Origin of the sequence: Pseudomonas sp. 5C2 (genome assembly GCF_034314155.1) — a bacterium.
Taxonomy (GTDB): Bacteria; Pseudomonadota; Gammaproteobacteria; order Pseudomonadales; family Pseudomonadaceae; genus Aquipseudomonas.
In genome coordinates, this window is record NZ_JAVIWH010000002.1 from 453916 (window position 1) to 477918 (window position 24003).

The window sequence follows — 24003 nt, forward strand, 5'->3', positions numbered from 1 at the left end:
TTGGTGGATCGCTCTCAATTAATCAACGCTGCACGCAGCAACCTGCTGGGCCTGGGTCGTGGGCAGCTGGGTGTACCGTTGCTGCTGTTGGTCATGTTGGCAATGATGATGTTGCCGATGCCGCCATTCCTGCTCGATGTGTTTTTCACGTTCAACATCGCGCTGTCGATCGTCGTCCTGCTGGTTTGCGTGTACGCCCTGCGGCCACTGGACTTCTCTGTATTCCCCACCATTTTGCTGGTTGCCACGTTGTTGCGGCTGGCGCTGAACGTGGCGTCGACCCGGGTGGTCATGCTTCACGGTCAAGACGGTCACGCTGCCGCCGGTAAGGTGATCCAGGCCTTTGGTGAGGTGGTGATCGGCGGTAATTACGTGGTGGGTATCGTAGTTTTCGCGATTTTGATGATCATCAACTTTGTTGTTGTGACCAAGGGTGCCGGGCGGATTTCCGAAGTAAGTGCCCGCTTTACCCTCGACGCGATGCCCGGCAAGCAGATGGCTATCGACGCAGACCTCAACGCAGGCCTGATCGATCAGCCCCAGGCAAAACATCGTCGACTGGAAGTCGCCCAGGAAGCCGAGTTCTACGGTTCGATGGACGGCGCCAGTAAATTCGTGCGCGGCGATGCGATTGCCGGGCTGCTGATTTTGTTCATCAACCTGATTGGCGGCGTGGCTGTCGGTATTTTCCAGCACAACATGTCCTTTGCCGATGCCGGCAAGGTTTACGCGCTGTTGACCATTGGTGACGGTTTGGTGGCGCAATTGCCATCACTGCTGCTGTCCACCGCCGCGGCAATCATGGTGACCCGTGCGTCCGGCTCGGAAGAGATGGGCAAACAGATCAATCGGCAGATGTTCGCCTCGCCCAAGGCGCTGGCGGTGGCCGCGGGCTTGATGATAGTCATGGGGTTAGTGCCGGGCATGCCCCACTTGTCCTTTATCAGTCTGGGGCTGGTGGCCGCTGGAGTTGCTTATCTGCTTTGGAAAAAGCAGAGCATGGTCAAGGTCAATGCGTTGCAAGAGGTCCAGCGCCAGCAGGATCTCTTGCCTTCGCCAACGCGAGCTCAGGACTCGAAAGAACTGGGTTGGGATGATGTCACAGCCATCGACATGATCGGCCTGGAAGTAGGCTACCGCTTGATTCCGTTGGTGGATCGCAATCAAGGCGGTCAGCTCCTGGCACGGATCAAGGGCGTGCGTAAAAAGCTTTCCCAAGAGTTGGGCTTTTTGATGCCGACCGTGCATATCCGCGACAACCTTGATCTGGCGCCCAGCGCCTATCGTCTGACACTGATGGGCGTCACCCTGGCTGAGGCCGAGATTTACCCTGATCGCGAACTGGCGATCAATCCGGGTCAGGTCTTTGGTACGCTCAACGGGATCACCGCCAAGGACCCAGCGTTCGGTCTGGAGGCAGTGTGGATCGAAGTCAGCCTGCGCAGTCAGGCGCAATCGCTCGGTTACACCGTGGTGGATGCCAGCACAGTGGTGGCGACTCACCTCAATCAGATTCTGTACAAGCATTCTCATGAGCTGATTGGCCATGAAGAAGTGCAGCAATTGATGCAGTTATTGGCCAAAAGCTCGCCCAAACTGGCCGAAGAGCTGGTACCAGGTGTTCTTTCGCTCTCGGCATTGCTCAAGGTGTTGCAGGCGTTGCTGGCTGAACACGTCCCTGTCAGGGATATCCGCAGCATTGCCGAAGCCATCGCTAACGCTGCACCTCGGAGTCAAGATACTGCCGCGCTGGTCGCAGCGGTGCGCGTCGGACTGTGTCGCGCTATCGTCCAAAGCATTGTAGGGGCTGAGCCGGAGCTGCCTGTCATTACCCTTGAGCCAAGATTGGAACAAATATTGCTAAATAGTCTTCAGAAGGCTGGTCAGGGTCAGGAAGAGGGCGTTCTTCTCGAGCCGAGCATGGCTGAAAAGCTCCAGCGTTCGTTGATTGATGCTGCTCAGCGCCAGGAAATGCAGGGGCAGCCAGTGATTTTGTTAGTCGCAGGCCCGGTTCGCGCCATGCTGTCACGATTTGGACGGTTGGCTGTACCGAACATGCATGTTCTGGCGTATCAGGAAATTCCTGACAATAAGCAAGTCACAATCGTCGCGACTGTCGGGCCCAACGGCTGAGGTAGTGAGTCATGCAAGTTAAGCGTTTTTTCGCCGCCGACATGCGTCAAGCCATGAAATTGGTCCGTGATGAATTGGGCGCTGATGCCGCCATCATTGGCAACCGGCGGATTGCCGGTGGTGTAGAGCTGACTGCTGCCCTGGATTACAAACTTTCCGCGCTGGCACCGCGTGTGCCGAACATTGAACTCGAAGACGAACTGCGCAAAACCCAATCTCGCATCGTCTCTGCTCAGGCTGAGCTCGGCACCCGTGGCGATAGCGATTCATCGATCAATCGCCAGCTTTATTCCGGCCTGCCGTTGACCGCTGGCGACTCGCACATTGAGCCGACCTTCAGCGAGCCGCCGCGTCCAGCCGCTCCGGCCACTGCCGTTGAGCCCGTCGCTGGGCAGCATGCTTATGAGTCCATGCGTTTTGAGTTGAACGGTCTGCGCGAACTGCTCGAAGTGCAACTCGGTTCGTTGGCCTGGAATCAACTGCAAGGCAGCCGTCCGCAGCAAGCCAACCTGTGGCGTCGCCTGCAACGCATTGGTCTGTCGGGTCCGTTGTCGCGGGACCTGTTGGCGATGATCACCGATATTGAAGAACCCCGTCAGGCGTGGCGCATGTTACTGGCCCACTTGGCGCGGATGATCGTGACGCCCGACGTCGAACCTCTGGAGGAGGGCGGCGTGATCGCCATGGTCGGTCCGGCAGGGATGGGCAAGACCACGACGCTGGCGAAACTGGCAGCACGGTATGTCTTGAAATATGGTCCACAAAATATTGCACTGGTGAGCATGGATAGCTATCGGATTGGCGCCCAGGAACAGCTGAAAACCCTGGGCCGTATTCTCAATGTGCCGGTCACTCATATCGACCCGGGCCAGTCGCTTGGTCAGGCGTTGGAGCCATTGGTACGCAAGCGCGTGGTCTTGATCGACACCGCCGGCCTGCAGGCAAGCGATCCAGCACTGCGCCTGCAACTGGAAAGCCTCGCAGGTCGTGGTATCAAGGCGCGTAATTATCTGGTGCTGGCAACAACCAGCCAGAAACAGGTTCTGACCGCGGCATACCACAGCTACAAACGTTGCGGTCTAGCCGGCTGCATTCTCACCAAACTGGATGAAACCGCCAGCTTGGGTGAAGTGTTAAGCCTGGCAATCAGTCATGAATTACCGGTGGCCTATCTGACGGATGGGCCACGGATACCGGATGATTTGCACTTGCCGCGCCGGCACCAATTGGTGAGTCGAGCGGTCAGTGTGCAAATGCAGGAAGAGCCGAGCGAGGAAGCTATGGCGGATATGTTCGCGGATCTTTATCACAGCCCGAACAAAAGGGTTGGGTAAAGCAAGACACTGGAATGTACCTACATCATGGTCTGCCTTGCTTTGTTCTCTCAACGAACTTGCAGTCAGTAATGTGGCCTCGGTCTAAGCAACACAAGGTAAAGAAATAACATGGGCAGCATGCATCCCGTACAGGTTATCGCGGTGACCGGTGGCAAAGGTGGCGTCGGCAAGACCAACGTGTCAGTGAACTTATCACTGGCTCTGGCTGAGCTCGGTCGGCGCGTCATGCTGCTGGATGCCGACCTGGGTCTGGCTAATGTCGATGTGTTACTCGGCTTGACCCCCAAACGCACCCTCGCCGACGTTATCGAAGGACGCTGCGAGCTTCGCGATGTGCTGCTTCAGGGGCCGGGCGGGATTCGTATCGTGCCGGCTGCGTCCGGCACCCAAAGCATGGTTCACCTGACGGCAGCACAACATGCCGGTCTGATCCAGGCCTTCAGCGACATCGGCGATAACCTCGATGTACTGGTGATCGACACGGCTGCGGGCATCGGTGAATCGGTCGTCAGCTTCGTGCGCGCGGCCCAGGAAGTATTGCTGGTGGTGTGTGATGAGCCGACCTCGATCACCGATGCTTACGCGCTGATCAAACTGCTCAACCGCGATTACGGGATGAACCGCTTCCGGGTGCTTGCCAACATGGCACAAAGCCCTCAGGAAGGCCGCAATCTGTTCGCCAAGTTGACCAAGGTCACTGACCGCTTCCTGGATGTCGCCCTACAATACGTCGGCGCCGTGCCTTATGACGAATGTGTACGTAAAGCCGTGCAGAAGCAGCGCGCCGTATATGAAGCGTTCCCGCGTTCCAAGTGCTCCCTGGCGTTCAAAGCTATCGCACAGAAAGTTGACACTTGGCCGTTGCCGGCCAACCCGCGCGGGCATCTGGAATTTTTCGTTGAGCGGCTCGTACATCCAGCGAGTGCAGGACCGGTGCTATGACAGCCAGCGGCTATCGCATGTACAGCAAGGTGTCAAAAGACTCCCAGTACGAGCTGATCGAGCGTTATGCGCCGCTGGTTAAACGCATTGCTTATCACCTGCTGGCGCGGTTGCCAGCCAGTGTGCAGGTCGAAGACCTGATCCAGGCTGGCATGATTGGTTTGTTGGAAGTCTCGACTAAATACGACGCCACCAAGGGTGCGAGTTTCGAGACCTATGCCGGGATTCGTATTCGTGGCGCCATGCTCGATGAGGTGCGCAAGGGTGATTGGGCCCCGCGTTCTGTGCATCGCAATACACGCATGGTCAGTGACGCAATTCGGGCAATTGAAGCTAAAACCGGTCGTGACGCTAAAGATCACGAGGTTGCGGCCGAACTCCAATTGAGTCTCGATGATTATTACGGGATTTTGAATGACACCTTGGGCAGTCGGCTATTCAGTTTCGACGATCTGTTGCAGGACGGCGAACATGAAGGGCTGCACGAGGATGGCGCAAGCGCTCACCTTGAGCCGTCGCGCGATCTGGAAGATGAACGCTTCCAGGCTGCGTTAGCAGATGCGATAGCCAATTTGCCAGAGCGCGAGCGACTGGTATTGGCGCTGTACTACGACGAGGAGCTGAACCTTAAGGAAATTGGTGAGGTATTGGGGGTCAGCGAGTCGCGGGTCAGCCAGTTACACAGCCAGTGCGCAGCTCGTTTGCGAGGGCGTTTGGGGGAATGGCGAGCGCGTTGACAGGCAGTGCGTGGCCCTTGGTGGTTTCGCGCTATCTGCAGGCTGGCTGTGCAAAGCGTTGCGTGCGAAGAAAATAGGACTAGGCAGGAGCCGGTCAGCCAGGGTCCTGTAAGACCTGCTGTGCCCGTTTCCCGACCTGTTGATTTACCAAGCTCGTCGTCGTTTTCGTGCAGCCGTTGTGTGCTGCGCCGGTTTTTGATTGAACAGCGTATTCAGGTGCTGAATGCGTTAAAGACTGCTTGGAGGTCGAATTGAACAAGAACATGAAAATCCTCATCGTTGATGACTTCTCAACGATGCGGCGGATCATAAAAAACCTGTTGCGTGACTTGGGGTTTACCAATACGGCTGAGGCGGATGACGGGGTTACCGCGCTGCCGATGCTGCAAAGCGGGAGCTTCGATTTTTTGGTGACTGACTGGAACATGCCTGGCATGTCCGGCATCGATCTGTTACGCCATGTGCGTGCAGATGAACGCCTCAAGCATCTACCGGTGTTGATGGTAACGGCTGAAGCCAAGCGTGATCAGATCATCGAAGCTGCTCAGGCCGGTGTGAACGGTTACGTGGTCAAGCCCTTCACGGCTCAAGTGCTGAAAGAAAAGATCGAAAAGATCTTCGAGCGCGTCAATAGCTGATGTTTGCCGCGAGGGCTCTATGGAGCACACAGATTCGTCATCGGGCGACTTTGAGTCGACCCTGAAAAAACACGCACACGAGTTGGTCGATAGCCTTGAAAAGGGCCGGTTCGGAGACGCTGCGCAACTGATCAATGAGCTTAATAAGGCCCGCGACAGCGGCCTGTATCAGGAAGTCGGCAAACTTACTCGCGAACTGCACAGTGCCATCGTCAATTTTCAGATTGACCCGAACACGCCGCAAGCCGAGGAAGTCTCGCAGATCAATGATGCTACCGAGCGGCTGTCCTATGTGGTCAGGCTGACCGAGGCAGCGGCCAACCGCACGATGGATCTGGTGGAGCTCAGTACACCGCTGGTGGGTGGGCTTGGCACTGAGGCTGCTGCTTTGAGTGTCGATTGGGGACGCTTCATGCGTCGCGAAATCGGCGCCGAAGAATTTCGTGAGCTGGCTCGGCGTGTCGATGGTTTTTTGACGCGCAGCGAAAAGGAAACCCGGGAAGTGTCGGGCCACCTCAACGATATTTTGCTGGCTCAGGATTATCAGGACCTTACCGGTCAGGTCATCAAGCGCGTGACCCAGTTGGTCACGGAAGTCGAAAGCAACCTGCTCAAACTGGTACTGATGGCCAGTCAGGTCGATCGTTTTGCCGGGATCGAACATGACCATCAATCGATACGCGTAGAAAAAGAACAAGAAAAACATCTGTCTCAGGGTGAAGGTCCGCAGATTCATGCCGATAAGCGTGATGACGTTGTGTCCGGACAGGATGATGTTGACGATCTGCTATCCAGCCTGGGCTTCTAGGTCGGTTGATGGTTAATTTTAGGGAGCACCCCAATGAGCTTCGGCGCCGATGAAGAAATCCTTCAGGATTTTCTGGTAGAGGCCGGCGAGATTCTCGAGCTATTGTCCGAGCAGCTGGTCGAGCTGGAAAGCCGACCTGATGATGCGGACTTGCTTAATGCAATTTTTCGCGGTTTTCACACTGTAAAAGGGGGCGCCGGCTTCCTCCAGCTCCATGAGCTGGTGGAGTGCTGCCACATCGCCGAGAACGTCTTCGACATCCTGCGCAAGGGTGAGCGTCGCGTCGACTCGGAGTTGATGGACGTGGTCCTTGAAGCATTGGATGCGGTCAACGGTATGTTCACTGAAGTGCGTGAGCGCACTACCGTGACCCCGGCCACGCCCGAATTGCTGGCTGCATTAGCACGTTTGGCAGCGCCAGCGTCTGCCGATGAGATCGCTGCGGCAGCGCCCGCCAGCGTCGAAGAGCCACCTGCTGAGGCCGCAGGCGACATCACCGATAACGAATTCGAGCAGTTGCTCGATTCGCTCAACGCCGTCAAGGCGCAAGCGGCCGCTTCAGCTGCGGCCCCCGCAGCAGTAGTTGCGATGCCTGCTATTGACCCCAATGCCAGCGACGAGATCAGTGATGCTGAATTTGAATCGCTGCTCGATCAGTTGCACGGGAAAGGCCAGTTCGCCGCCGATGCCGTGCCTGTTCAGGCTGCGCCTGTGGCGACCGCGTCAGCGAGCAATGAGATCACCGACGACGAGTTCGAAGCACTGCTCGATCAGTTGCACGGAAAAGGCTCGTTCGTAGCCGATGCTCTGGAGTCTGGGGTACTGGCTCCAGTGGCCGTCGCCAAGGCGCCTGTCAGTGCTGCGGGCGGCGATCAAATCTCCGATCACGAATTCGAAGCGTTGCTTGATGAGCTGCATGGCAAAGGCAAGTTTGAGCCTGAAGCCGTTGTGGCAGCTGTTGCCCCTGCACCTGTCGTAGCTAAAGCCGCAGTGGTGAAGGCGCCTGCGCCGGCCAAGGCTGTTGCTGCAGCCCCGGCTCCGGCCAAAGCGCCCGTACCGGAGAAGCACGCGGCGTCTGAAGCTGAAACCACGGTGCGGGTCGACACCGCACGCCTCGACGAAATCATGAACATGGTCGGCGAGTTGGTGTTGGTGCGGAACCGCCTGGTTCGTCTGGGTCTCAACAGTGGCGACGAAGCCATGTCCAAGGCGGTGTCGAACCTTGACGTGGTCACGGCTGATCTGCAGACCGCGGTGATGAAAACCCGCATGCAGCCGATCAAGAAAGTCTTTGGCCGCTTCCCACGACTGGTTCGCGACCTTGCACGCCAGCTGAAGAAAGAGATCAATCTGGAGCTGGTCGGCGAAGAAACCGACCTGGACAAGAACCTGGTCGAGGCCTTGGCCGACCCGCTGGTCCACTTGGTGCGCAACGCTGTCGACCACGGCATCGAAACCCCGGAAGAACGCGAAGCATCCGGGAAAGCCCGATGCGGTCGGGTAATTCTGGCGGCTGAGCAGGAGGGTGACCATATCCTGTTGTCGATTTCCGATGACGGCAAGGGCATGGACGCCAACGTGTTACGTGCCATCGCCGTGAAACGCGGGGTGATGGACAAGGACGCTGCGGATCGCTTGAGCGAAACCGATTGCTACAACCTGATCTTCGCGCCGGGCTTCTCGACCAAAACCGAGATTTCCGACGTATCTGGGCGCGGCGTGGGCATGGACGTGGTGAAAACCAAAATTGCCCAACTCAATGGCTCGATCAATATTTACTCGACCAAGGGCCAGGGTTCGAAGATCGTCATCAAGGTGCCGTTGACCCTGGCGATCATGCCGACCCTGATGGTGATGCTTGGCAATCAGGCTTTTGCCTTCCCGCTGGTCAACGTAAACGAGATTTTCCACCTCGACCTGTCGCGGACCAACGTTGTCGACGGCCAGGAAGTGGTCATCGTGCGCGACAAGGCTTTGCCTCTGTTCTATCTCAAGCGTTGGCTGGTGGCCAAGGCCGCTCACGAGGAGCAGCACGAAGGTCATGTGGTGATCCTGTCGGTCGGCACCCAGCGTATCGGTTTTGTCGTCGATCAGTTGGTGGGTCAGGAGGAAGTCGTCATCAAGCCGCTGGGCAAAATGCTGCAGGGAACACCGGGTATGTCAGGCGCCACCATTACCGGTGACGGTCGAATTGCCTTGATTCTCGATGTACCAAGCATGCTCAAGCGTTACGCTGCACGGCGTATTTGATTCTGGGGCTGCGGGCCGCTTTTGGTGCCCGCAGCACCTAACGGAGTGTTTATGGCAGTCAAGGTCCTGGTGGTGGATGATTCAGGTTTCTTCCGCCGCCGCGTCTCGGAAATTCTTTCTGCGGACCCGAATATCCAGATAGTCGGCACGGCGACTAACGGCAAAGAAGCCATCGAGCAAGCGCTGGCGCTGAAACCCGATGTGATTACCATGGATTACGAGATGCCAATGATGGATGGCATCACAGCAGTGCGTCACATCATGCAGCGCATTCCGACACCGGTCTTGATGTTCTCCTCGCTGACCCATGAAGGCGCCCGGGTTACGCTGGATGCGCTGGATGCGGGTGCGGTCGATTTCTTGCCCAAAAACTTCGAAGACATCTCGCGCAACCCCGAAAAGGTCAAACAGCTGCTGTGCGAAAAAATTCACACTATTTCGCGCAGCAACCGTCGTTTCACTGGCTACAGCACTCCGACTCCGGCGCCGCAGGTGGCTGTGTCATCGGGCGCAACTTCCAGTAGCGCTTTGAGTGTCGGGTCGACGACTCCCCGCGCTGTACCCGTACGCTCGCCGACAAACGCTTCCTCGGCGCACGTGCCAGCGCATGCGTCGCCTGCTCCAAAGCGCAAAGCCTACAAGCTGGTGGCAATCGGTACATCAACGGGTGGCCCGGTGGCATTGCAGCGCGTGTTAACGCAATTGCCCGCCAGCTTCCCTGCACCTATCGTCCTGATTCAGCACATGCCGGCAGCGTTTACCAAGGCGTTCGCCGAGCGTCTGGACAAGCTGTGTCAGATCAGTGTCAAAGAAGCCGAAGACGGTGATATTTTGCGTCCGGGTCTGGCATTGCTGGCCCCTGGCGGCAAGCAAATGATGATCGATGGTCGCGGCGCGGTGAAGATCCTGCCCGGTGACGAGCGCTTGAATTACAAACCCTGTGTGGATATTACCTTCGGTTCTGCGGCCAAATCCTACGGTGACAAGGTGTTGGCGGTGGTACTCACCGGTATGGGGGCCGATGGTCGCGAGGGTGCTCGCCTGCTCAAGCAGGGTGGTAGCCATATCTGGGCGCAGGATGAGGCAAGCTGTGTGATTTACGGCATGCCTATGGCGATCGTCAAAGCCGACCTGGCGGATGCGGTGTACAGCCTGGACGAGATTGGCAAGCATTTGGTCGAGGCCTGTCTCTGATGGATGTGCTGAGCCTGATTGGGATCATCCTGGCGTTTGTCGCCATTATTGGCGGCAATTTCCTGGAGGGCGGACACCTGAGCGCCTTGCTCAATGGTCCGGCAGCCTTGATCGTACTGGGTGGAACTCTGGCGGCTTCGCTGCTGCAGTCTCCCATGAGTTCTTTTATGCGAGCCCTGCAGATTGTTGGCTGGATTCTGTTCCCGCCACGCATCGATCTGTCGGGTGGGATTGACCGTGTCGTCAACTGGAGCCTGATTGCACGCAAGGAAGGGCTGCTCGGGCTTGAAGCCATCGCCGACGGGGAACCCGATACCTATTCGCGCAAAGGCTTGCAGTTGTTGGTCGACGGTGCTGAACCCGAAGCGATTCGGAGCATTCTGGAAGTGGACTTCATGACCCAGGAAGCACGCGATACTCAGGCGGCCAAGGTTTTCGAGAGCATGGGTGGCTACGCGCCGACCATCGGCATCATCGGCGCGGTTATGGGCTTGATTCATGTGATGGGCAACCTCGCCGAGCCAAGTCAGTTGGGCAGCGGGATTGCCGTGGCATTCGTCGCGACTATCTACGGGGTGGCTTCAGCCAACCTGATTTTGCTGCCGATCGCGAGCAAGCTCAAAGCGATTGCCCTGCGTCAGTCGCGTTATCGCGAAATGTTGCTCGAAGGCATTTTGTCTATCGCCGAGGGCGAGAACCCGCGCTCAATCGAATTGAAACTGCAAGGTTTCATGGAGTGATGCAATAGTCATGGCCCGCCGTCGCCGTCCCGAAGAGCATGAAAATCACGAACGTTGGCTGGTGTCTTACGCGGACTTCATCACCTTGTTGTTTGCTTTTTTTGTGGTGATGTATTCGATTTCATCGCTCAACGAGGGTAAGTACAAAGTTCTGTCGGAGGCCTTGAATGGTGTATTCAGCGATGCCGAGCGCAGTCTCAAACCGATTCCTATCGGTAACGAGCGCCCCCTGACGGTCAGACCGGCGGAACGATTGATTCGGGACAGCGAGGAGGTCGATGCGGGTTTGTCGCCAAGCTCGATTGACCCGCTGCAGGCGATTTCGAACGATGTGCGCAGTGGCTTTGGCGATTTGATCAAGTCCAATCAGTTGACGGTTCGCGGCAATGAACTGTGGATTGAGATCGAGCTCAACTCCAGTCTGTTGTTCGGTAGCGGCGATGCCATGCCCAGTGACATGGCATTCAATATCATAGAGAAGGTCGCGAAGATTTTGCATCCCTTCGACAACCCGGTGCACGTTGAAGGTTTCACCGATGACCAGCCGATCCGCACGGCGCAGTACCCGACCAACTGGGAGTTGTCGTCGGCGCGGGCGGCAAGCATCGTGCGCATGCTGGCGATGGATGGGGTTAACCCGGCTCGCATGGCATCGGTGGGTTACGGCGAGTTTCAGCCGGTGGCTTCAAATACCACGGCCGAGGGGCGCGCCCATAACCGGCGCGTGGTGCTGGTGATTTCGCGCAATCTCGAGGTACGCCGCAGTCTTACTGGCTCCGGCACTGCCAATGCAAAACCGGATGCCGCGTTGAAGCGTGCTGGCACACAAACTGCACCGACCCACCGTACGCAGCCGGTAAGTGGGAACGCCGTCAATTCCCCGTCACCCGCCTTATAGTCAATTCTCGGTATGGCAAGCGTCATGTCGGGAGGAAAAGCACAATGAGAGTCTGGGCAGTAGCCAATCAAAAAGGTGGCGTCGGTAAGACCACCTCTTCCATCGCTTTAGCTGGCTTGCTGGCAGAGGCGGGCAAGCGCGTGGTCGTTGTCGATCTCGACCCTCATGGTTCCATGACCAGTTACTTCGGGCACAACCCCGACACGCTGGAGCACAGCGCTTATGACCTGTTTCTGCACAAGGGTGTCGTGCCCGATGGTCTGCCCGGTCAGTTGCTGTTGCCGACCAGCGATGAGCGCATTTCCCTGCTGCCATCGAGTACAGCGCTGGCGGTGCTGGAGCGTCAGTCGCCGGGGCAAAGTGGCCTGGGGCTGGTGATTGCAAAAAGTCTGGCGCAGCTTTGGCAGGATTTTGATTACGCCATCATCGACAGTCCACCGTTACTCGGCGTGTTGATGGTCAATGCTTTGGCGGCCAGTCAGCAGTTAGTCATTCCAGTGCAAACCGAATTTCTGGCGGTCAAGGGCCTTGAACGCATGGTCAGCACGCTGGCGATGATCAATCGTTCGCGCAAACAGGCGCTGCCTTACACCATTGTTCCAACCTTGTTCGACCGCCGCACGCAGGCGTCCATGAGTACCTTGAGGGTGCTGCGCGACAACTACCCGGAAAACATCTGGAAGGCGTACGTGCCAGTGGACACCCGTTTGCGCGATGCCAGCCGGGCCGGGCTGACGCCCTCGCAGTTCGACAACAAAAGTCGTGGCGTGGTGGCCTATCGGGCGCTGCTCAAAGACCTGCTTTCCCAGCAACTTGTTGCTCAGGTCGCTTGAGGTGTTGGTGCGTGACTCTCGGACACATTCAAGTCGGGCGCCAGCGCAGCCGATAACAATAAACAGTGAATGTTATTTCTACGGTACTTGTTTATGGGCACCCTTATGAGCCGCCCTGTCGATATAGCAACACGGCCACAATTGGCGCTGCAGTCTTATCTGGATGCCTTGCTGCAGGAAGCGACTGAAGAGCTGACGCTCAGCTCCAGTCTTGACGAATTCCAGGCGGCGGTACTTGAAGAGCAGGCACGCGATGCAGTGGTTCGCGCGGCGCTCAATTCGCCAGTGGTTGCGGTTGCCACGCCTGCGCCGGTTGCCGTTATCGCTGATGTTGCACTGCCGGAACCTGTTTTAGAGGCGGTTGAGACTCCGGTTGTGACCTTGGTTGAGCCTGTGGTCGAGGTGCATCTTGCGGCCGGTCATCGCACGCCGCCGCCATCGTCTGCTGACGGTAGGCCGGCATGGGCTGCCGAGCCGTTCGAATGCCTGTTATTCGATGTCGCCGGGCTGACCCTGGCCGTGCCGTTGGTGTGTCTGGGCTCGATTTATTCGCTGGAAGGGCAGGAGTTGACGCCGCTGTTCGGTCAGCCGAACTGGTTTCTTGGCATTCTGCCCAGCCAGAGCGGGAACCTGAAGGTGCTCGATACCGCACGCTGGGTCATGCCGGACCGTTACCGCGACGATTTACGTCAGGGCCTGCAATACGTTATCTCGGTTCAAGGCTATGAGTGGGGGCTGGCGGTGCATCAGGTCAGCCGCTCGTTACGCCTGGACCCGAACGAAATCAAATGGCGCATCCACCGAGGCCAGCGTCCCTGGCTGGCGGGCACAGTGATCGAGCATATGTGCGCGCTGTTGGATGTTTCCGAATTGGCCGAGCTGATAGCCAGTGGCGCGGTCAAGCAAATGCACACCATCAAATAATCATAGGGCGGTGCAAAGCACCGTCTGCACAGCACACACTTGAGGGGTTAGGGTATGAATAGGTCGTCAGCACAGGGTTCCGAAGATCCTATCCTGCAGTGGGTTACCTTCCGTCTGGACAACGAGTCTTACGGCATCAACGTGATGCAGGTTCAGGAAGTGCTGCGCTACACCGAAATCGCCCCTGTGCCAGGCGCGCCAAGCTATGTGCTGGGGATCATTAACCTGCGCGGCAACGTTGTGACTGTGATCGACACCCGTCAGCGTTTCGGCCTGGCTCCGGTAGAAGTCAGCGACAACACCCGCGTCGTGATCATCGAAGCCGACAAGCAAGTGGTCGGGATTCTGGTCGATAGCGTGGCTGAAGTGGTTTATCTGCGTCAGTCCGAAGTCGAAACTGCGCCGAACGTAGGCAATGATGAGTCAGCCAAGTTCATTCAGGGCGTGTGTAACAAAAACGGTGAATTACTGATCCTCGTCGAGCTGGACAAGATGATGTCCGAAGAAGAGTGGTCGGATCTGGAGAACATCTGATTGATCTTAGAGGCTGCTGTCATTTTTCTGGGCCTTCTCTGGGCATTGTCACTGGTGCTGTTCCTTGCGTACAGCAAGCGCCAGCGGCTATTGGTTGCGCAGCAGGCCGAGGATGACGTGTTGCGCGATCAGCGGGTCAAGGAGTTGGCCAGGCGCCTGGATGACTACCAGAGCGGCACCATTCGCATGGGTGAAGACCTGCACGAACTGCGCGCGGTGGTTGGGCCCTTGCCTGACAAATTGATTCAGCTCGAACAGCGCGACCCCTCCAGCCTGTCGTTTGCCCAGGCAGCACGACTGGTCGGCATGGGTGCGAGTGCCGATGAACTGACCCAGTCTTGCGGTCTGACTCAGGCAGAAGCTCGGCTGATGAGCAAAATGCACCAGTCGCCTGGGCGTAGATTGGGCATGGAAGAGTCCGACAACTAAACCGTGCTGCGTCGTTTTCAGGCGGTCGGCGTTATATCTCTTTCCATAGGCGGTGCATCTGGATCCTGCCCTTCGGGGAATTTGCCTTTGAGGTGCCAGGCGAACGCGATGATTTCGGCGATGGTGCGGTACAGGGCCTCGGGAATGCTGTCACCCAGTTCCATGCGAGCCAGCAATTTGACTAGCTCGGCATTCTCATAGATAGGCACGTCATATTCCCGGGCGATGGTCAGGATAGCCTCGGCCAACTGGTCATTGCCTTTGGCGGTAAGCGTAGGCGCGTGTTGCCCGTCGTAGCTGAGGGCGATTGCCTGGCGCGGGGTATGTTCGGATTGAGTCATCAGGCGGTCTCGTCGATCCAGCGTTGTTCCAGGGCGGTGCGCGGCCCTTGTGGTGGTGTGCCGTGACGGCAGGCCAGTTCGCCAACAGTCAGACCAGATGCGATCAAGCGGTCGCGCAGGTGGTCCAGTTCCTGGGTAATCAGGTTCGCGCTTTCAGCGCGTTCGGCCCACAACTGACTGGACAAGCTGCCTCTGATCAATTGCGCCTGGACCTGCAATGGTCCCAGTGGCTCAAGATCAAACGCCAGTTCAACTCGCCACAGTTTTTCCTTGGCAGGCTTGACCGTATTGTCATCCTTGTCGGCTGGCTGGTCCTTGTCCGGCGTTTCCTCGCGCTGCAATTTGACCTGCAATGGCACAATGTCCTGCAGGTTGCGCATCGGTATTTCCAACTGCCATGTGGTCAATTGAGTTCCGTCGGCGTTCGTGCGGGTCTGTTCCAGGCCTGACAGTTGATGGCTTTGCAGGCGCGACACTGCTGCGGCGGCAAGTTTGAGCAGGGTCTCCAAGTCTTCGCCATGTTCGCCATTCATAGTACGCGAGGGCAGAGGGAAGCTACTGGGTTGCGCGCGAGGACTGACCAGGCCTAACGTTCCCAAGGCGCTGCGGATCATGCTGGGCATGACGCGGGCCAGGGTGTTTGCGGCTGCGGCTGCGTCATAATTGCTGTTGCCGGGCAGGCCGGGAAGAATTTGCGCGATCAGGCGCATCAGGTTGGCCTTCAAGTCCGGGGCTGCGGCGGGGTTCTGACCACTGAGTAATTTGGCTTCAAGGAACAGTCCGCTGCCGTTCAACGCCTGTGCGAGCGTTTTTGGGTCTGCGAGTTGACGGATATCCGGCAGGTCGTCCAACAGGGTCTCGATGCTGGCGCGCAGGTTGGGTGGCAGATCGCCGTCTTGCTGGACGGTCTGCAGCGCTTTGATCAGCCCGTCCAGTGAACCCTGGCGGCTTTGCTGAACGCTCAGTTGTTGCGCAACCGCCAACTGGTCGAGCCGACCACTCAGCGGCACGAAGTTCAGCGCCTGCGCTCCCTGGACTTGCGCACTGAGCAGGCTGCCGACGGTCAACGGCTTTGGGCTGTCCACGGTCAGGCTGGCACCGGCCAGCAGGGTGTTGAGCAGGCTGATCACGTTCCGGTACAACGCCGGTTGACCCGCGCTTTGCGCGAGCGCCTGGCTGCTCATTACGGTGCCCTGTAACAACGTACCCACCGGTAATTGTTTGGTGTCGATACTCGTCAGGGTGGCGACGGCGGCGCTCAAGCTTTGCTGCACAGTGATTGCCAGACTGCTCGGCGTTGGCTGGGTGACGATCAGGTTGGCGCCGGCGGGTAGAGGTCGCTGGCTGATGGCTTCTACCAATGCCTGGCGGCCACCGTCCAGCGTCAGCCGCATTAGCACTTGAAACGCCTGATCGACCGGTTTCAGGTTCACGACTTCGGCCTTGACTGACTCGCCAGCGGCCACCAAACCGTCCACAGGTTGTATCAATTTGAGAATTTCATTCGGTGTAACGCCCGCTTTCACCAGAGCGGTGGTCGGGGCAAGCGGTGCAAGGCTGCTGATGTCGCCTGTCATGGGTTACAACCTGTCGAAATTGCCCTCTTGGTATCAGGACATGACATGTATAATGCCGCCCCGTCTACGGTGGCGCGCATAAGAACGTCTGCGATCCACGGTTTCAGGCTGGATGTTCATTTAATCGTCATCAGTATAACGGCTGCTGTTTAGCCGACTTGAACCGCTCAGCTCTTGATCAAAAGAAAAGGTCAGCCATGCCCAGCCCTCTTCTAGAAGCCGTGGCGCTTGCTTGCGAGCGTGACTGGCGGATGCTCTTCGAGAATCTCGAATTGCGTCTTGCCGCCGGTGACATGCTGCAAATCAGTGGCCCGAACGGCAGCGGCAAGACCAGTCTGCTGCGGTTGTTGGCCGGGTTGATGCAGCCCACCTCAGGTGAAGTCCGGCTCAACGGCCAACCTCTGGCGCAGCAACGAACCGAGCTGGCACGCAATCTGCTCTGGATAGGTCATGCCGCAGGCATCAAGGACCTGTTGACCCCGGAAGAGAACCTGACCTGGCTCTGTGCCTTGCACCGCCCTGTCGAGCGCGATGCGATCATGCAGGCGCTGGAGTCAGTTGGCCTGCGCGGCTTTGAGGATGTGCCGTGTCACACCTTATCGGCCGGACAGCAACGACGAGTGGCATTGGCGCGTCTGTATCTGGCAGGGCCGCCTTTGTGGATTCTGGATGAGCCCTTTACAGCTCTAGACAAGCAAGGTGTGGCCCAACTTGAAGAACATTTGACCAAACATTGCGAGCAAGGTGGCATGGTAGTTCTGACCACCCATCACACGCTGACCCGGATTCCTGCCGGCTATCGGGACCTTGATCTGGGGCATTGGGCTGTATGAGTCACGTTTTTACCCTGTTGGTCGCCCGTGAAGCGCGTCTATTATTTCGTCGCCCGGCGGAATTAGCCAACCCGCTGGTGTTTTTTGCAATTGTGATCGCCATGTTTCCGCTGGCCGTCGGCCCGGAGACTCAATTGTTGCAAACCTTGTCACCGGGATTGGTCTGGGTGGCGGCGTTATTGTCAGTCCTGCTCTCGCTTGACGGGCTGTTTCGCAGTGATTTTGAAGACGGTTCTCTGGAGCAGTGGGTCCTTTCGTCGCACCCCCTGGCTCTTCTAGTTCTGGCCAAGGTACTGGCACACTGGGCGTTTTCCGGGTTGGCGCTGGTATTGTTGGCACCGTTGCTGGCGCTGATGTTGGGTTTGCCCGGTGAATGTGTCCCTGTGTTGCTGATTTCGCTGCTGCTGGGCACACCGGTATTGAGCCTGCTGGGTGCGGTGGGCGCGGCGTTGACGGTAGGCTTGAAACGCGGTGGACTGTTGTTGGCGTTGTTGATTTTACCCCTGTACATCCCGGTATTGATCCTTGGCAGTGGCGCGTTGCAAGCGAGCCTGCAAGGGATGCCGGCAACGGGTTATCTGCTCTGGCTTGGCAGCCTGACCGCCTTGGCAGTGACCCTGACACCTTTTGCAATAGCGGCTGGGCTGAAGATCAGCGTCGGCGAATAATTGAGGTTCTGATCACGCCCGCATACGACGGCTGGCGATCAGTAAAGACCCTGGATGCACCGTGATGAAAGGCAACGTGATGAAAGCGAGCATCAGTTGGGCCTGGTTCCACAAACTGGGCTCACCTAAATGGTTTTATGGCATCAGCGGGCGAATGCTGCCTTGGCTGAGCATCGCCGCCGTATTACTGATCGGCATCGGCCTGGTGTGGGGGTTGGCCTTTGCGCCGCCCGATTATCAGCAGGGCAATAGCTTTCGCATCATCTATATCCACGTCCCGGCAGCCATGCTCGCTCAGTCTTGCTACGTAATGCTCGCGGTCTGTGGTGTGGTCGGGCTCGTCTGGAAGATGAAAATTGCCGATGTCGCGCTGCAATGCGCCGCGCCCATTGGCGCCTGGATGACCGCCGTGGCACTGGTCACCGGCGCTATTTGGGGTAAACCGACATGGGGTTCGTGGTGGGTCTGGGATGCGCGACTAACGTCGATGTTAATCCTGCTGTTTCTGTACTTCGGTCTTATTGCATTGGGCCAGGCAATCAGTAACCGTGACAGCTCGGCCAAGGCCTGTGCGGTACTGGCGATTGTGGGCGTGATCAACATCCCGATCATCAAGTATTCGGTGGAGTGGTGGAACACTCTGCATCAGGGCGCGACCTTCAGCCTCACCGAGAAACCTGCGATGCCGGCCGAGATGTGGCTGCCGTTGCTGTTCATGGTGTTGGGTTTCTACTGTTTCTTTGGCGCGGTGCTGTTGCTGCGTATGCGCCTTGAAGTGCTCAAGCGCGAAGCGCGCAGCAGTTGGGTCAAGGCCGAAGTTCTGAAAAGCCTCGGTCAAGTCCCGGTCAAAGGAGCCCCGCTGTGAGTTTTGCCTCCTTCAGTGATTTTCTCGCCATGGGTCACCATGGTTTATATGTGTGGTCGGCCTATGGCATCAGCCTGTTGGTCATGGCCCTCAACGTGGCGTGGCCGGTGCTGGCGCGTCGGCGTTACCTGCAACAAGAGGCGCGACGTTTGCGCTGGGAGAATAAGAAGTGAATCCGCTGCGTAAAAAACGTCTGTTGATCATCGTCGCGATTCTGGCGGGGGTCGGCATTGCCGTGACCCTGGCTTTGAACGCGTTGCAGCAGAACATCAACTTGTTCTACACCCCGAGTCAGATCGCTAATGGCGAAGCGCCGCATGACACGCGCATTCGCGCAGGTGGCATGGTCGAGAAAGGATCGTTGCAACGCTCCGGCGATTCACTGGACGTCAGGTTCATCGTCACCGACTTCAACAAGTCGGTGACCATCACGTATCGCGGCATTCTTCCGGACTTGTTCCGTGAAGGGCAGGGTATCGTCGCGCTGGGGAAAATCAACGCCGATGGCGTGGTTGTCGCCGATGAAGTACTCGCCAAACACGATGAAAAATACATGCCGCCGGAAGTGACCAAAGCGCTGAAAGACAGCGGCCAGTCGGCGCCCATGACGTCCACCACACCATCCAAACAGGGCTGAAACCATGATTCCCGAACTCGGCCATCTGGCCATGATTCTGGCGCTGTGCTTTGCCATCGTGCAGGCAGTCGTGCCGTTGATCGGTGCCTGGCGCGGCGATCGTCTTTGGATGAGCCTGGCCCAACCGGCCGCTTGGGGGCAGTTCGCTTTCCTCGTATTCTCCTTCGCCTGCCTGACCTACTCGTTCATGACCGATGATTTCTCAGTCGGTTATGTGGCCAATAACTCTAACAGCGCCTTGCCCTGGTATTTCAAGTTCAGCGCGGTGTGGGGTGCTCACGAAGGTTCGTTGCTGCTGTGGGCCTTGATCCTCGGCGGCTGGACCTTCGCCGTGTCGATCTTCTCCCGGCAATTGCCGCAAGTGATGCTGGCGCGTGTACTGGCGGTGATGGGCATGATCAGCGTCGGCTTCCTGCTGTTCCTGATCCTCACGTCCAACCCGTTCTCGCGCATCCTGCCGCAAATACCGGCCGACGGCCGCGATCTCAACCCGTTGCTGCAAGACATCGGTCTGATCGTGCATCCGCCGATGCTGTACATGGGCTATGTCGGTTTCTCGGTGGCCTTTGCCTTCGCCATCGCCGCCTTGCTTGGCGGACGTCTTGACGCCGCCTGGGCGCGTTGGTCGCGACCATGGACCATCGTCGCCTGGGCCTTCCTCGGCATCGGTATCACCCTCGGTTCCTGGTGGGCTTATTATGAACTTGGCTGGGGCGGCTGGTGGTTCTGGGACCCGGTGGAAAACGCTTCCTTCATGCCATGGCTGGTGGGTACTGCGTTGATCCACTCTCTGGCGGTCACGGAAAAACGTGGCGTGTTCAAAAGCTGGACCGTGTTGTTGGCGATTGCTGCGTTCTCGCTGAGCCTGCTGGGCACTTTCCTCGTGCGTTCCGGGGTGCTGACCTCGGTGCATGCGTTTGCGTCCGACCCGGCCCGTGGCGTGTTCATCCTGATCTTCTTGCTGACAGTCGTCGGCGGCTCGCTGACGCTGTTCGCCTTCCGCGCTCCGGTGGTCAAAAGCCACGTGGGTTTCGCCCTGTGGTCGCGTGAAACCCTGTTGCTGGGCAACAACCTGGTGCTGGTGGTTGCTGCGTCGATGATTCTGCTGGGCACCCTGTACCCGCTGGTACTCGATGCACTGACCGGTGCCAAAATGTCGGTCGGTCCTCCGTACTTCAACGCGTTGTTCGTGCCGTTGATGGCGCTGCTGATGGTCGTGATGGCAGTCGGCATGGTGGTGCGCTGGAAGGACACGCCGGTTAAATGGCTGGTGAGCATGCTTGCACCGGTGCTGGTCGGCAGTGCCATATTGGCCATCGTTGCCTGCTTCGTACTCGGTGATTTCCAATGGGCAGTGCTGGCGACCTTCATGCTTGCGGCCTGGGTATTGCTGGCTGGCGTGCGCGACCTGCTGGACAAGACGCGGCACAAAGGCTTGATCAAAGGTGCTCGCAGCTTGACCCGTAGCTATTGGGGCATGCAAGTGGCCCACATCGGTATTGCCATCTGCGCACTGGGCGTGGTTCTGTCCAGCCAGAATAGTGCCGAGCGCGACCTGCGCATGGCGCCGGGCGAATCGATGGAGCTGGGTGGCTATATGTTTGTTTTTGAGGGTGCCAAGCATGTTCAGGGCCCGAACTATACCTCCGACAAGGGCACCATCCGTGTGCTTGAAAACGGCAAGGAAGTCACCGTCTTGCACCCGGAAAAGCGTCTGTACACCGTGCAGCAGTCGATGATGACGGAAGCAGGCATCGACGCCGGTTTCAGCCGTGATCTATACGTTGCCCTTGGCGAGTCGCTGGGCGATGGTGCCTGGGCGGTACGGGTTCACGTCAAGCCGTTTGTGCGCTGGATCTGGTTCGGTGGCCTGTTCACCGGCTTTGGCGGGCTGTTGGCCGCTGCTGACAGGCGTTACAGGGTCAAGGTCAAAAGCAAAGTGCGCGACGCGTTGGGCCTGTCTGGAGCTGCGGTATGAAGCGCTGGATTCTGCTGGTGCCGCTTGCGCTGTTTTTGGGTATGGCGGCGTTTCTCTACCGGGGTCTGTACCTTGACCCGGCCGAACTGCCTTCAGCGATGATTGGTAAACCTTTTCCTGCGTTCTCGCTGCCGGATGTGCAGAGCGGCAAAATCATCACCCAGGCTGACTTGCTGGGCAAACCTGCCTTGGTCAACGTCTGGGGCACCTGGTGCATTTCCTGCCGTGTTGAACACCCCGTGTTGAACAAGCTGGCGGGGCAGGGCGTGGTGATTTACGGCGTCAACTACAAGGATGTGAACGCCGACGCATTGAAGTGGCTGAAGGAGTTTCACAATCCTTATCAGATAAACATTCGCGATGACGCTGGCAGTCTTGGTTTGAACCTGGGCGTGTATGGCGCACCGGAAACCTTCCTGATCGACAGCAAGGGCGTGATTCGCCACAAGTACGTCGGCGTGATCGACGAGACCGTCTGGCGTGAAAAGTTGGCTGGGTTGTATCAAGGCTTGGTCGATGAGGCCAAACCATGAAGCGTTGGTTAGTCGCAGCTGTTTTAAGTGTCGGGCTCGCTAATGTGGCGCAGGCCGCCATTGACGCCTACGAGTTTCGTGATGAAGCCGAACGCGCCCGTTATAGCGAATTGACCAAAGAGCTGCGTTGCCCTAAATGCCAGAATCAGGACATCGCCGACTCCAACGCGCCGATTGCCGCTGACCTGCGTAAAGAGATCTACCGCATGCTTGGCGAAGGCCAGAGCAATCAGCAGATCATCGACTTCATGGTCGATCGCTACGGTGACTTTGTACGCTACAAGCCGGCGCTCAATTCAAGCACCTGGCTGCTCTGGTTCGGTCCCGGGATCTTGCTGATTGGCGGCGTGCTGGTGATGGGTGTGATCGTGATGCGCCGGCGCGGCAAGCGTGCCGAAGGTGCGGACGTTCTTTCTGACGAGGAGCGTCAGCGCCTCGACCAACTGTTGGATAAAAAACACGAATGATTGATTTCTGGCTAGCTGCCGGCCTGCTGTTGCTGGTGGCCCTGAGTTTCTTGTTGATCCCTGTTCTGCGCGGCGGTCGTCGTGCGCAAAGCGAAGAGGATCGTACCGCGCTCAACGTTGCCCTGTATCAGGAACGCCTGGCCGAGCTACAAGATCAGCAGGAGGAGGGCGTGCTCTCTTCTGTGCAGATGGACAGTGGCCGTGCCGAGGCCGCCCGTGAGTTGCTGGCGGATACCGAAGGCGCCGACATCCCACGCACCTCACGCCTGGGTAAGCCCTTGCCGTTGCTGGCTGCGTTGCTGGTACCGGTATTGGGTTTGGCGCTGTATCTGCATTTCGGTGCCAGCGACAAGGTCGAACTGACTCGCGAGTTTGCCCAGGCGCCGACATCACTGGATCAAATGTCCAATCGTTTGGAGCGCGCGGTAAAAGCCCAGCCGGATTCGGCCGAAGGCATGTACTTCCTCGCCCGCACCTACATGGCTCAGGAGCGTCCAGCCGATGCAGCGAACATGTTCGAACGTGCCGTGGGGTTGGCCGGACGTCAGCCGGAACTGCTCGGACAGTGGGCTCAGGCGCTGTATTTTGCGGGCAACAAGCAATGGTCGGCGCAGATTCAGGCCCTGACCGATGAAGCACTCAAAGCTGATCCTAACGAAGTCACCAGCCTGGGGCTGTTGGGGATCGAGGCATTTGAAGGCGAGCGTTATCAGCAATCTATCGATTACTGGAAGCGTCTGTTGGCTGTACTGCCTGCCGAAGACCCTTCCCGTTCTGCGCTCGAAGGCGGTATCTCACGTGCCGGTGACAGGTTGGTGGCGAGCGGCGGCAAAGTCGCCGTGACACCGACAGTTGCTGCAAAACCAGCGGGTTCCCCAGCGGCCGACAACAAGGTCGCCGGGTTACTCAAGGTTCGTGTCGATCTGACGGCAGCAGTCAAAGCCAGCGTCCAGCCGGGTGATAGCGTGTTCATTTTTGCTCGCGCGACCTCAGGCCCACCGATGCCGCTGGCCGTCAAACGCCTGACCGTGGCGGACCTGCCGGCCGAAGTCGAATTGGCTGATGCCGATGCAATGATGCCGCAACTGAAACTGTCGAACTTTCCGGAAGTCCAACTGGTTGCACGGGTGTCCCGTGCCGGTCAGGCGACCAAGGGTGAGTGGATCGGTCGCAGCAAACCACTGGCCAGCAGCACCACGGCCCAGCAAGCATTGACCATCGACAGTCCAGATCAGTAGAGAGAATGTCCCATGACCGCTGTCGCACGTATCACCTTATTGAGTCTGGTCCTTGGCTTGAGTGCGTGTGCCGTCCAGCACCCCACGGGACCGCAAAGCAGCGAGTCGATTCCGACACTGCCCAGCAAACCGCAATCCGGCAAACCGCACACTGCGCCGCAGACGTCTCCCCAGCGTCCGGCGCCCGCCACTGGCCCCAAAACCTCTGCCCACTTCGCTCCACCGCCGGGTGGTAACTGCCACTGGGATGCGCGCCTCGGTGTGTACGTACTGGATGACGAGGCGGACACCTTCTACCGTCAGCGCACTTACTACCGCTGGAATAACGGCTGGAGTTGGTCGACCGGGCGTAACGGGCCATGGCAGGTGACAGATGCCAATGGCGTGCCGCCGGGGCTGGGGCGTCAGTACGGTCATTGAGTCAGCGTAAAAAAACGGCGACCCCAGGGTCGCCGTTTTTGTTTATGCG

General features: G+C 58.1%; 26 protein-coding genes. 24 read left to right on the forward strand and 2 right to left on the reverse strand.

Translation table 11 applies throughout. The annotated features are described in order from the left end of the window. The first annotated feature begins 3 nt into the window (after positions 1–3). The 14 genes from flhA (at position 4) to RGU44_RS02810 (ending at position 14397) form a co-directional block, all read left to right on the forward strand. Complete coding sequence (gene flhA / locus RGU44_RS02745; protein ID WP_322179996.1) at positions 4–2133, forward strand: flagellar biosynthesis protein FlhA; 2130 nt, start codon at positions 4–6, stop codon at positions 2131–2133. An 11-nt stretch (positions 2134–2144) separates the two neighbouring features. Continuing rightward, a complete protein-coding gene (gene flhF / locus RGU44_RS02750; protein WP_322179994.1) occupies positions 2145–3467 on the forward strand; it encodes a flagellar biosynthesis protein FlhF in 1323 nt (440 codons plus the stop codon). A gap of 111 nt (positions 3468–3578) precedes the next feature. After that, entirely contained in the window at positions 3579–4412 is an 834-nt protein-coding gene (gene fleN, locus RGU44_RS02755) for a flagellar synthesis regulator FleN (RefSeq protein ID WP_322179992.1), read from the forward strand. Continuing rightward, positions 4409–5149: an RNA polymerase sigma factor FliA gene (fliA, locus tag RGU44_RS02760; protein ID WP_322179990.1), complete on the forward strand. Its 741-nt coding sequence runs from the start codon at positions 4409–4411 to the stop codon at positions 5147–5149. The genes fleN and fliA overlap by 4 nt, the downstream gene beginning before the upstream one ends. A 263-nt stretch (positions 5150–5412) precedes the next feature. Further along, positions 5413–5787 carry a chemotaxis response regulator CheY gene (locus RGU44_RS02765; RefSeq protein ID WP_322179988.1) on the forward strand — a complete coding sequence of 125 codons (375 nt, stop codon included), beginning with the start codon at positions 5413–5415 and terminating at the stop codon, positions 5785–5787. 19 nt (positions 5788–5806) lie between these two features. Continuing rightward, positions 5807–6595: a protein phosphatase CheZ gene (locus RGU44_RS02770; protein WP_322179986.1), complete on the forward strand. Its 789-nt coding sequence runs from the start codon at positions 5807–5809 to the stop codon at positions 6593–6595. Between the two features lie 33 nt (positions 6596–6628). Next, complete coding sequence (locus RGU44_RS02775) at positions 6629–8845, forward strand: chemotaxis protein CheA (RefSeq protein WP_322215491.1); 2217 nt, start codon at positions 6629–6631, stop codon at positions 8843–8845. 51 nt (positions 8846–8896) lie between these two features. Continuing rightward, a complete protein-coding gene (locus RGU44_RS02780) occupies positions 8897–10039 on the forward strand; it encodes a chemotaxis response regulator protein-glutamate methylesterase (protein ID WP_322179982.1) in 1143 nt (380 codons plus the stop codon). Then, entirely contained in the window at positions 10039–10779 is a 741-nt protein-coding gene (locus RGU44_RS02785) for a flagellar motor protein (protein WP_322179980.1), read from the forward strand. The genes RGU44_RS02780 and RGU44_RS02785 overlap by 1 nt, the downstream gene beginning before the upstream one ends. A 10-nt stretch (positions 10780–10789) precedes the next feature. Next, positions 10790–11677, forward strand: a complete 888-nt coding sequence (gene motD, locus RGU44_RS02790) for a flagellar motor protein MotD (RefSeq protein WP_322215493.1) — start codon at positions 10790–10792, stop codon at positions 11675–11677. 44 nt (positions 11678–11721) lie between these two features. Beyond that, positions 11722–12510 (forward strand): ParA family protein, encoded by a 789-nt coding sequence (locus tag RGU44_RS02795; protein ID WP_219060466.1) that lies wholly within the window; start codon positions 11722–11724, stop codon positions 12508–12510. A gap of 105 nt (positions 12511–12615) precedes the next feature. Then, positions 12616–13434, forward strand: a complete 819-nt coding sequence (locus tag RGU44_RS02800) for a CheW domain-containing protein (RefSeq protein ID WP_322215495.1) — start codon at positions 12616–12618, stop codon at positions 13432–13434. A gap of 54 nt (positions 13435–13488) precedes the next feature. Continuing rightward, positions 13489–13968 carry a chemotaxis protein CheW gene (locus RGU44_RS02805; protein WP_322179973.1) on the forward strand — a complete coding sequence of 160 codons (480 nt, stop codon included), beginning with the start codon at positions 13489–13491 and terminating at the stop codon, positions 13966–13968. Next, entirely contained in the window at positions 13969–14397 is a 429-nt protein-coding gene (locus tag RGU44_RS02810; RefSeq protein WP_322179971.1) for a DUF2802 domain-containing protein, read from the forward strand. It begins immediately after the preceding gene. Positions 14398–14414: 17 nt separating this feature from the next. Here RGU44_RS02810 and RGU44_RS02815 read toward each other — a convergent pair whose 3' ends face one another. Both RGU44_RS02815 and RGU44_RS02820 read right to left on the reverse strand, forming a co-directional pair. Then, positions 14415–14738, reverse strand: coding sequence for an EscU/YscU/HrcU family type III secretion system export apparatus switch protein (locus RGU44_RS02815; protein ID WP_322215497.1), 324 nt, complete (start codon positions 14736–14738; stop codon positions 14415–14417). Beyond that, positions 14738–16315 carry a flagellar hook-length control protein FliK gene (locus RGU44_RS02820; protein ID WP_322215500.1) on the reverse strand — a complete coding sequence of 526 codons (1578 nt, stop codon included), beginning with the start codon at positions 16313–16315 and terminating at the stop codon, positions 14738–14740. The genes RGU44_RS02815 and RGU44_RS02820 overlap by 1 nt, the downstream gene beginning before the upstream one ends. Positions 16316–16512: 197 nt before the next feature. On the opposite strand from RGU44_RS02820, the gene ccmA reads away from it, so the two are divergent. From ccmA to RGU44_RS02870, 10 genes are all read left to right on the forward strand, one after another. Next, entirely contained in the window at positions 16513–17148 is a 636-nt protein-coding gene (gene ccmA / locus RGU44_RS02825; RefSeq protein ID WP_322179965.1) for a cytochrome c biogenesis heme-transporting ATPase CcmA, read from the forward strand. Continuing rightward, positions 17145–17816, forward strand: coding sequence for a heme exporter protein CcmB (gene ccmB / locus RGU44_RS02830; protein WP_219060472.1), 672 nt, complete (start codon positions 17145–17147; stop codon positions 17814–17816). Before ccmA ends, ccmB begins: the two co-directional genes overlap by 4 nt. Positions 17817–17895: 79 nt before the next feature. After that, positions 17896–18681, forward strand: coding sequence for a heme ABC transporter permease (locus RGU44_RS02835; protein ID WP_322182748.1), 786 nt, complete (start codon positions 17896–17898; stop codon positions 18679–18681). Further along, the gene (gene ccmD / locus RGU44_RS02840) at positions 18678–18854 is read left to right on the forward strand and encodes a heme exporter protein CcmD (protein ID WP_322179963.1); all 177 of its coding nucleotides are present in this window, start codon (positions 18678–18680) and stop codon (positions 18852–18854) included. The genes RGU44_RS02835 and ccmD overlap by 4 nt, the downstream gene beginning before the upstream one ends. Further along, complete coding sequence (gene ccmE / locus RGU44_RS02845; protein WP_219060474.1) at positions 18851–19318, forward strand: cytochrome c maturation protein CcmE; 468 nt, start codon at positions 18851–18853, stop codon at positions 19316–19318. Before ccmD ends, ccmE begins: the two co-directional genes overlap by 4 nt. Positions 19319–19322: 4 nt before the next feature. Further along, the gene (locus RGU44_RS02850) at positions 19323–21296 is read left to right on the forward strand and encodes a heme lyase CcmF/NrfE family subunit (RefSeq protein WP_322179960.1); all 1974 of its coding nucleotides are present in this window, start codon (positions 19323–19325) and stop codon (positions 21294–21296) included. Next, positions 21293–21829 (forward strand): DsbE family thiol:disulfide interchange protein, encoded by a 537-nt coding sequence (locus RGU44_RS02855; RefSeq protein WP_322179958.1) that lies wholly within the window; start codon positions 21293–21295, stop codon positions 21827–21829. Before RGU44_RS02850 ends, RGU44_RS02855 begins: the two co-directional genes overlap by 4 nt. Beyond that, positions 21826–22296: a cytochrome c-type biogenesis protein gene (locus RGU44_RS02860; protein ID WP_322179956.1), complete on the forward strand. Its 471-nt coding sequence runs from the start codon at positions 21826–21828 to the stop codon at positions 22294–22296. Before RGU44_RS02855 ends, RGU44_RS02860 begins: the two co-directional genes overlap by 4 nt. Next, entirely contained in the window at positions 22293–23534 is a 1242-nt protein-coding gene (ccmI, locus tag RGU44_RS02865; RefSeq protein ID WP_322179954.1) for a c-type cytochrome biogenesis protein CcmI, read from the forward strand. The genes RGU44_RS02860 and ccmI overlap by 4 nt, the downstream gene beginning before the upstream one ends. Positions 23535–23546: 12 nt before the next feature. Then, complete coding sequence (locus tag RGU44_RS02870; protein ID WP_322179952.1) at positions 23547–23954, forward strand: hypothetical protein; 408 nt, start codon at positions 23547–23549, stop codon at positions 23952–23954. Positions 23955–24003: the final 49 nt, after the last annotated feature.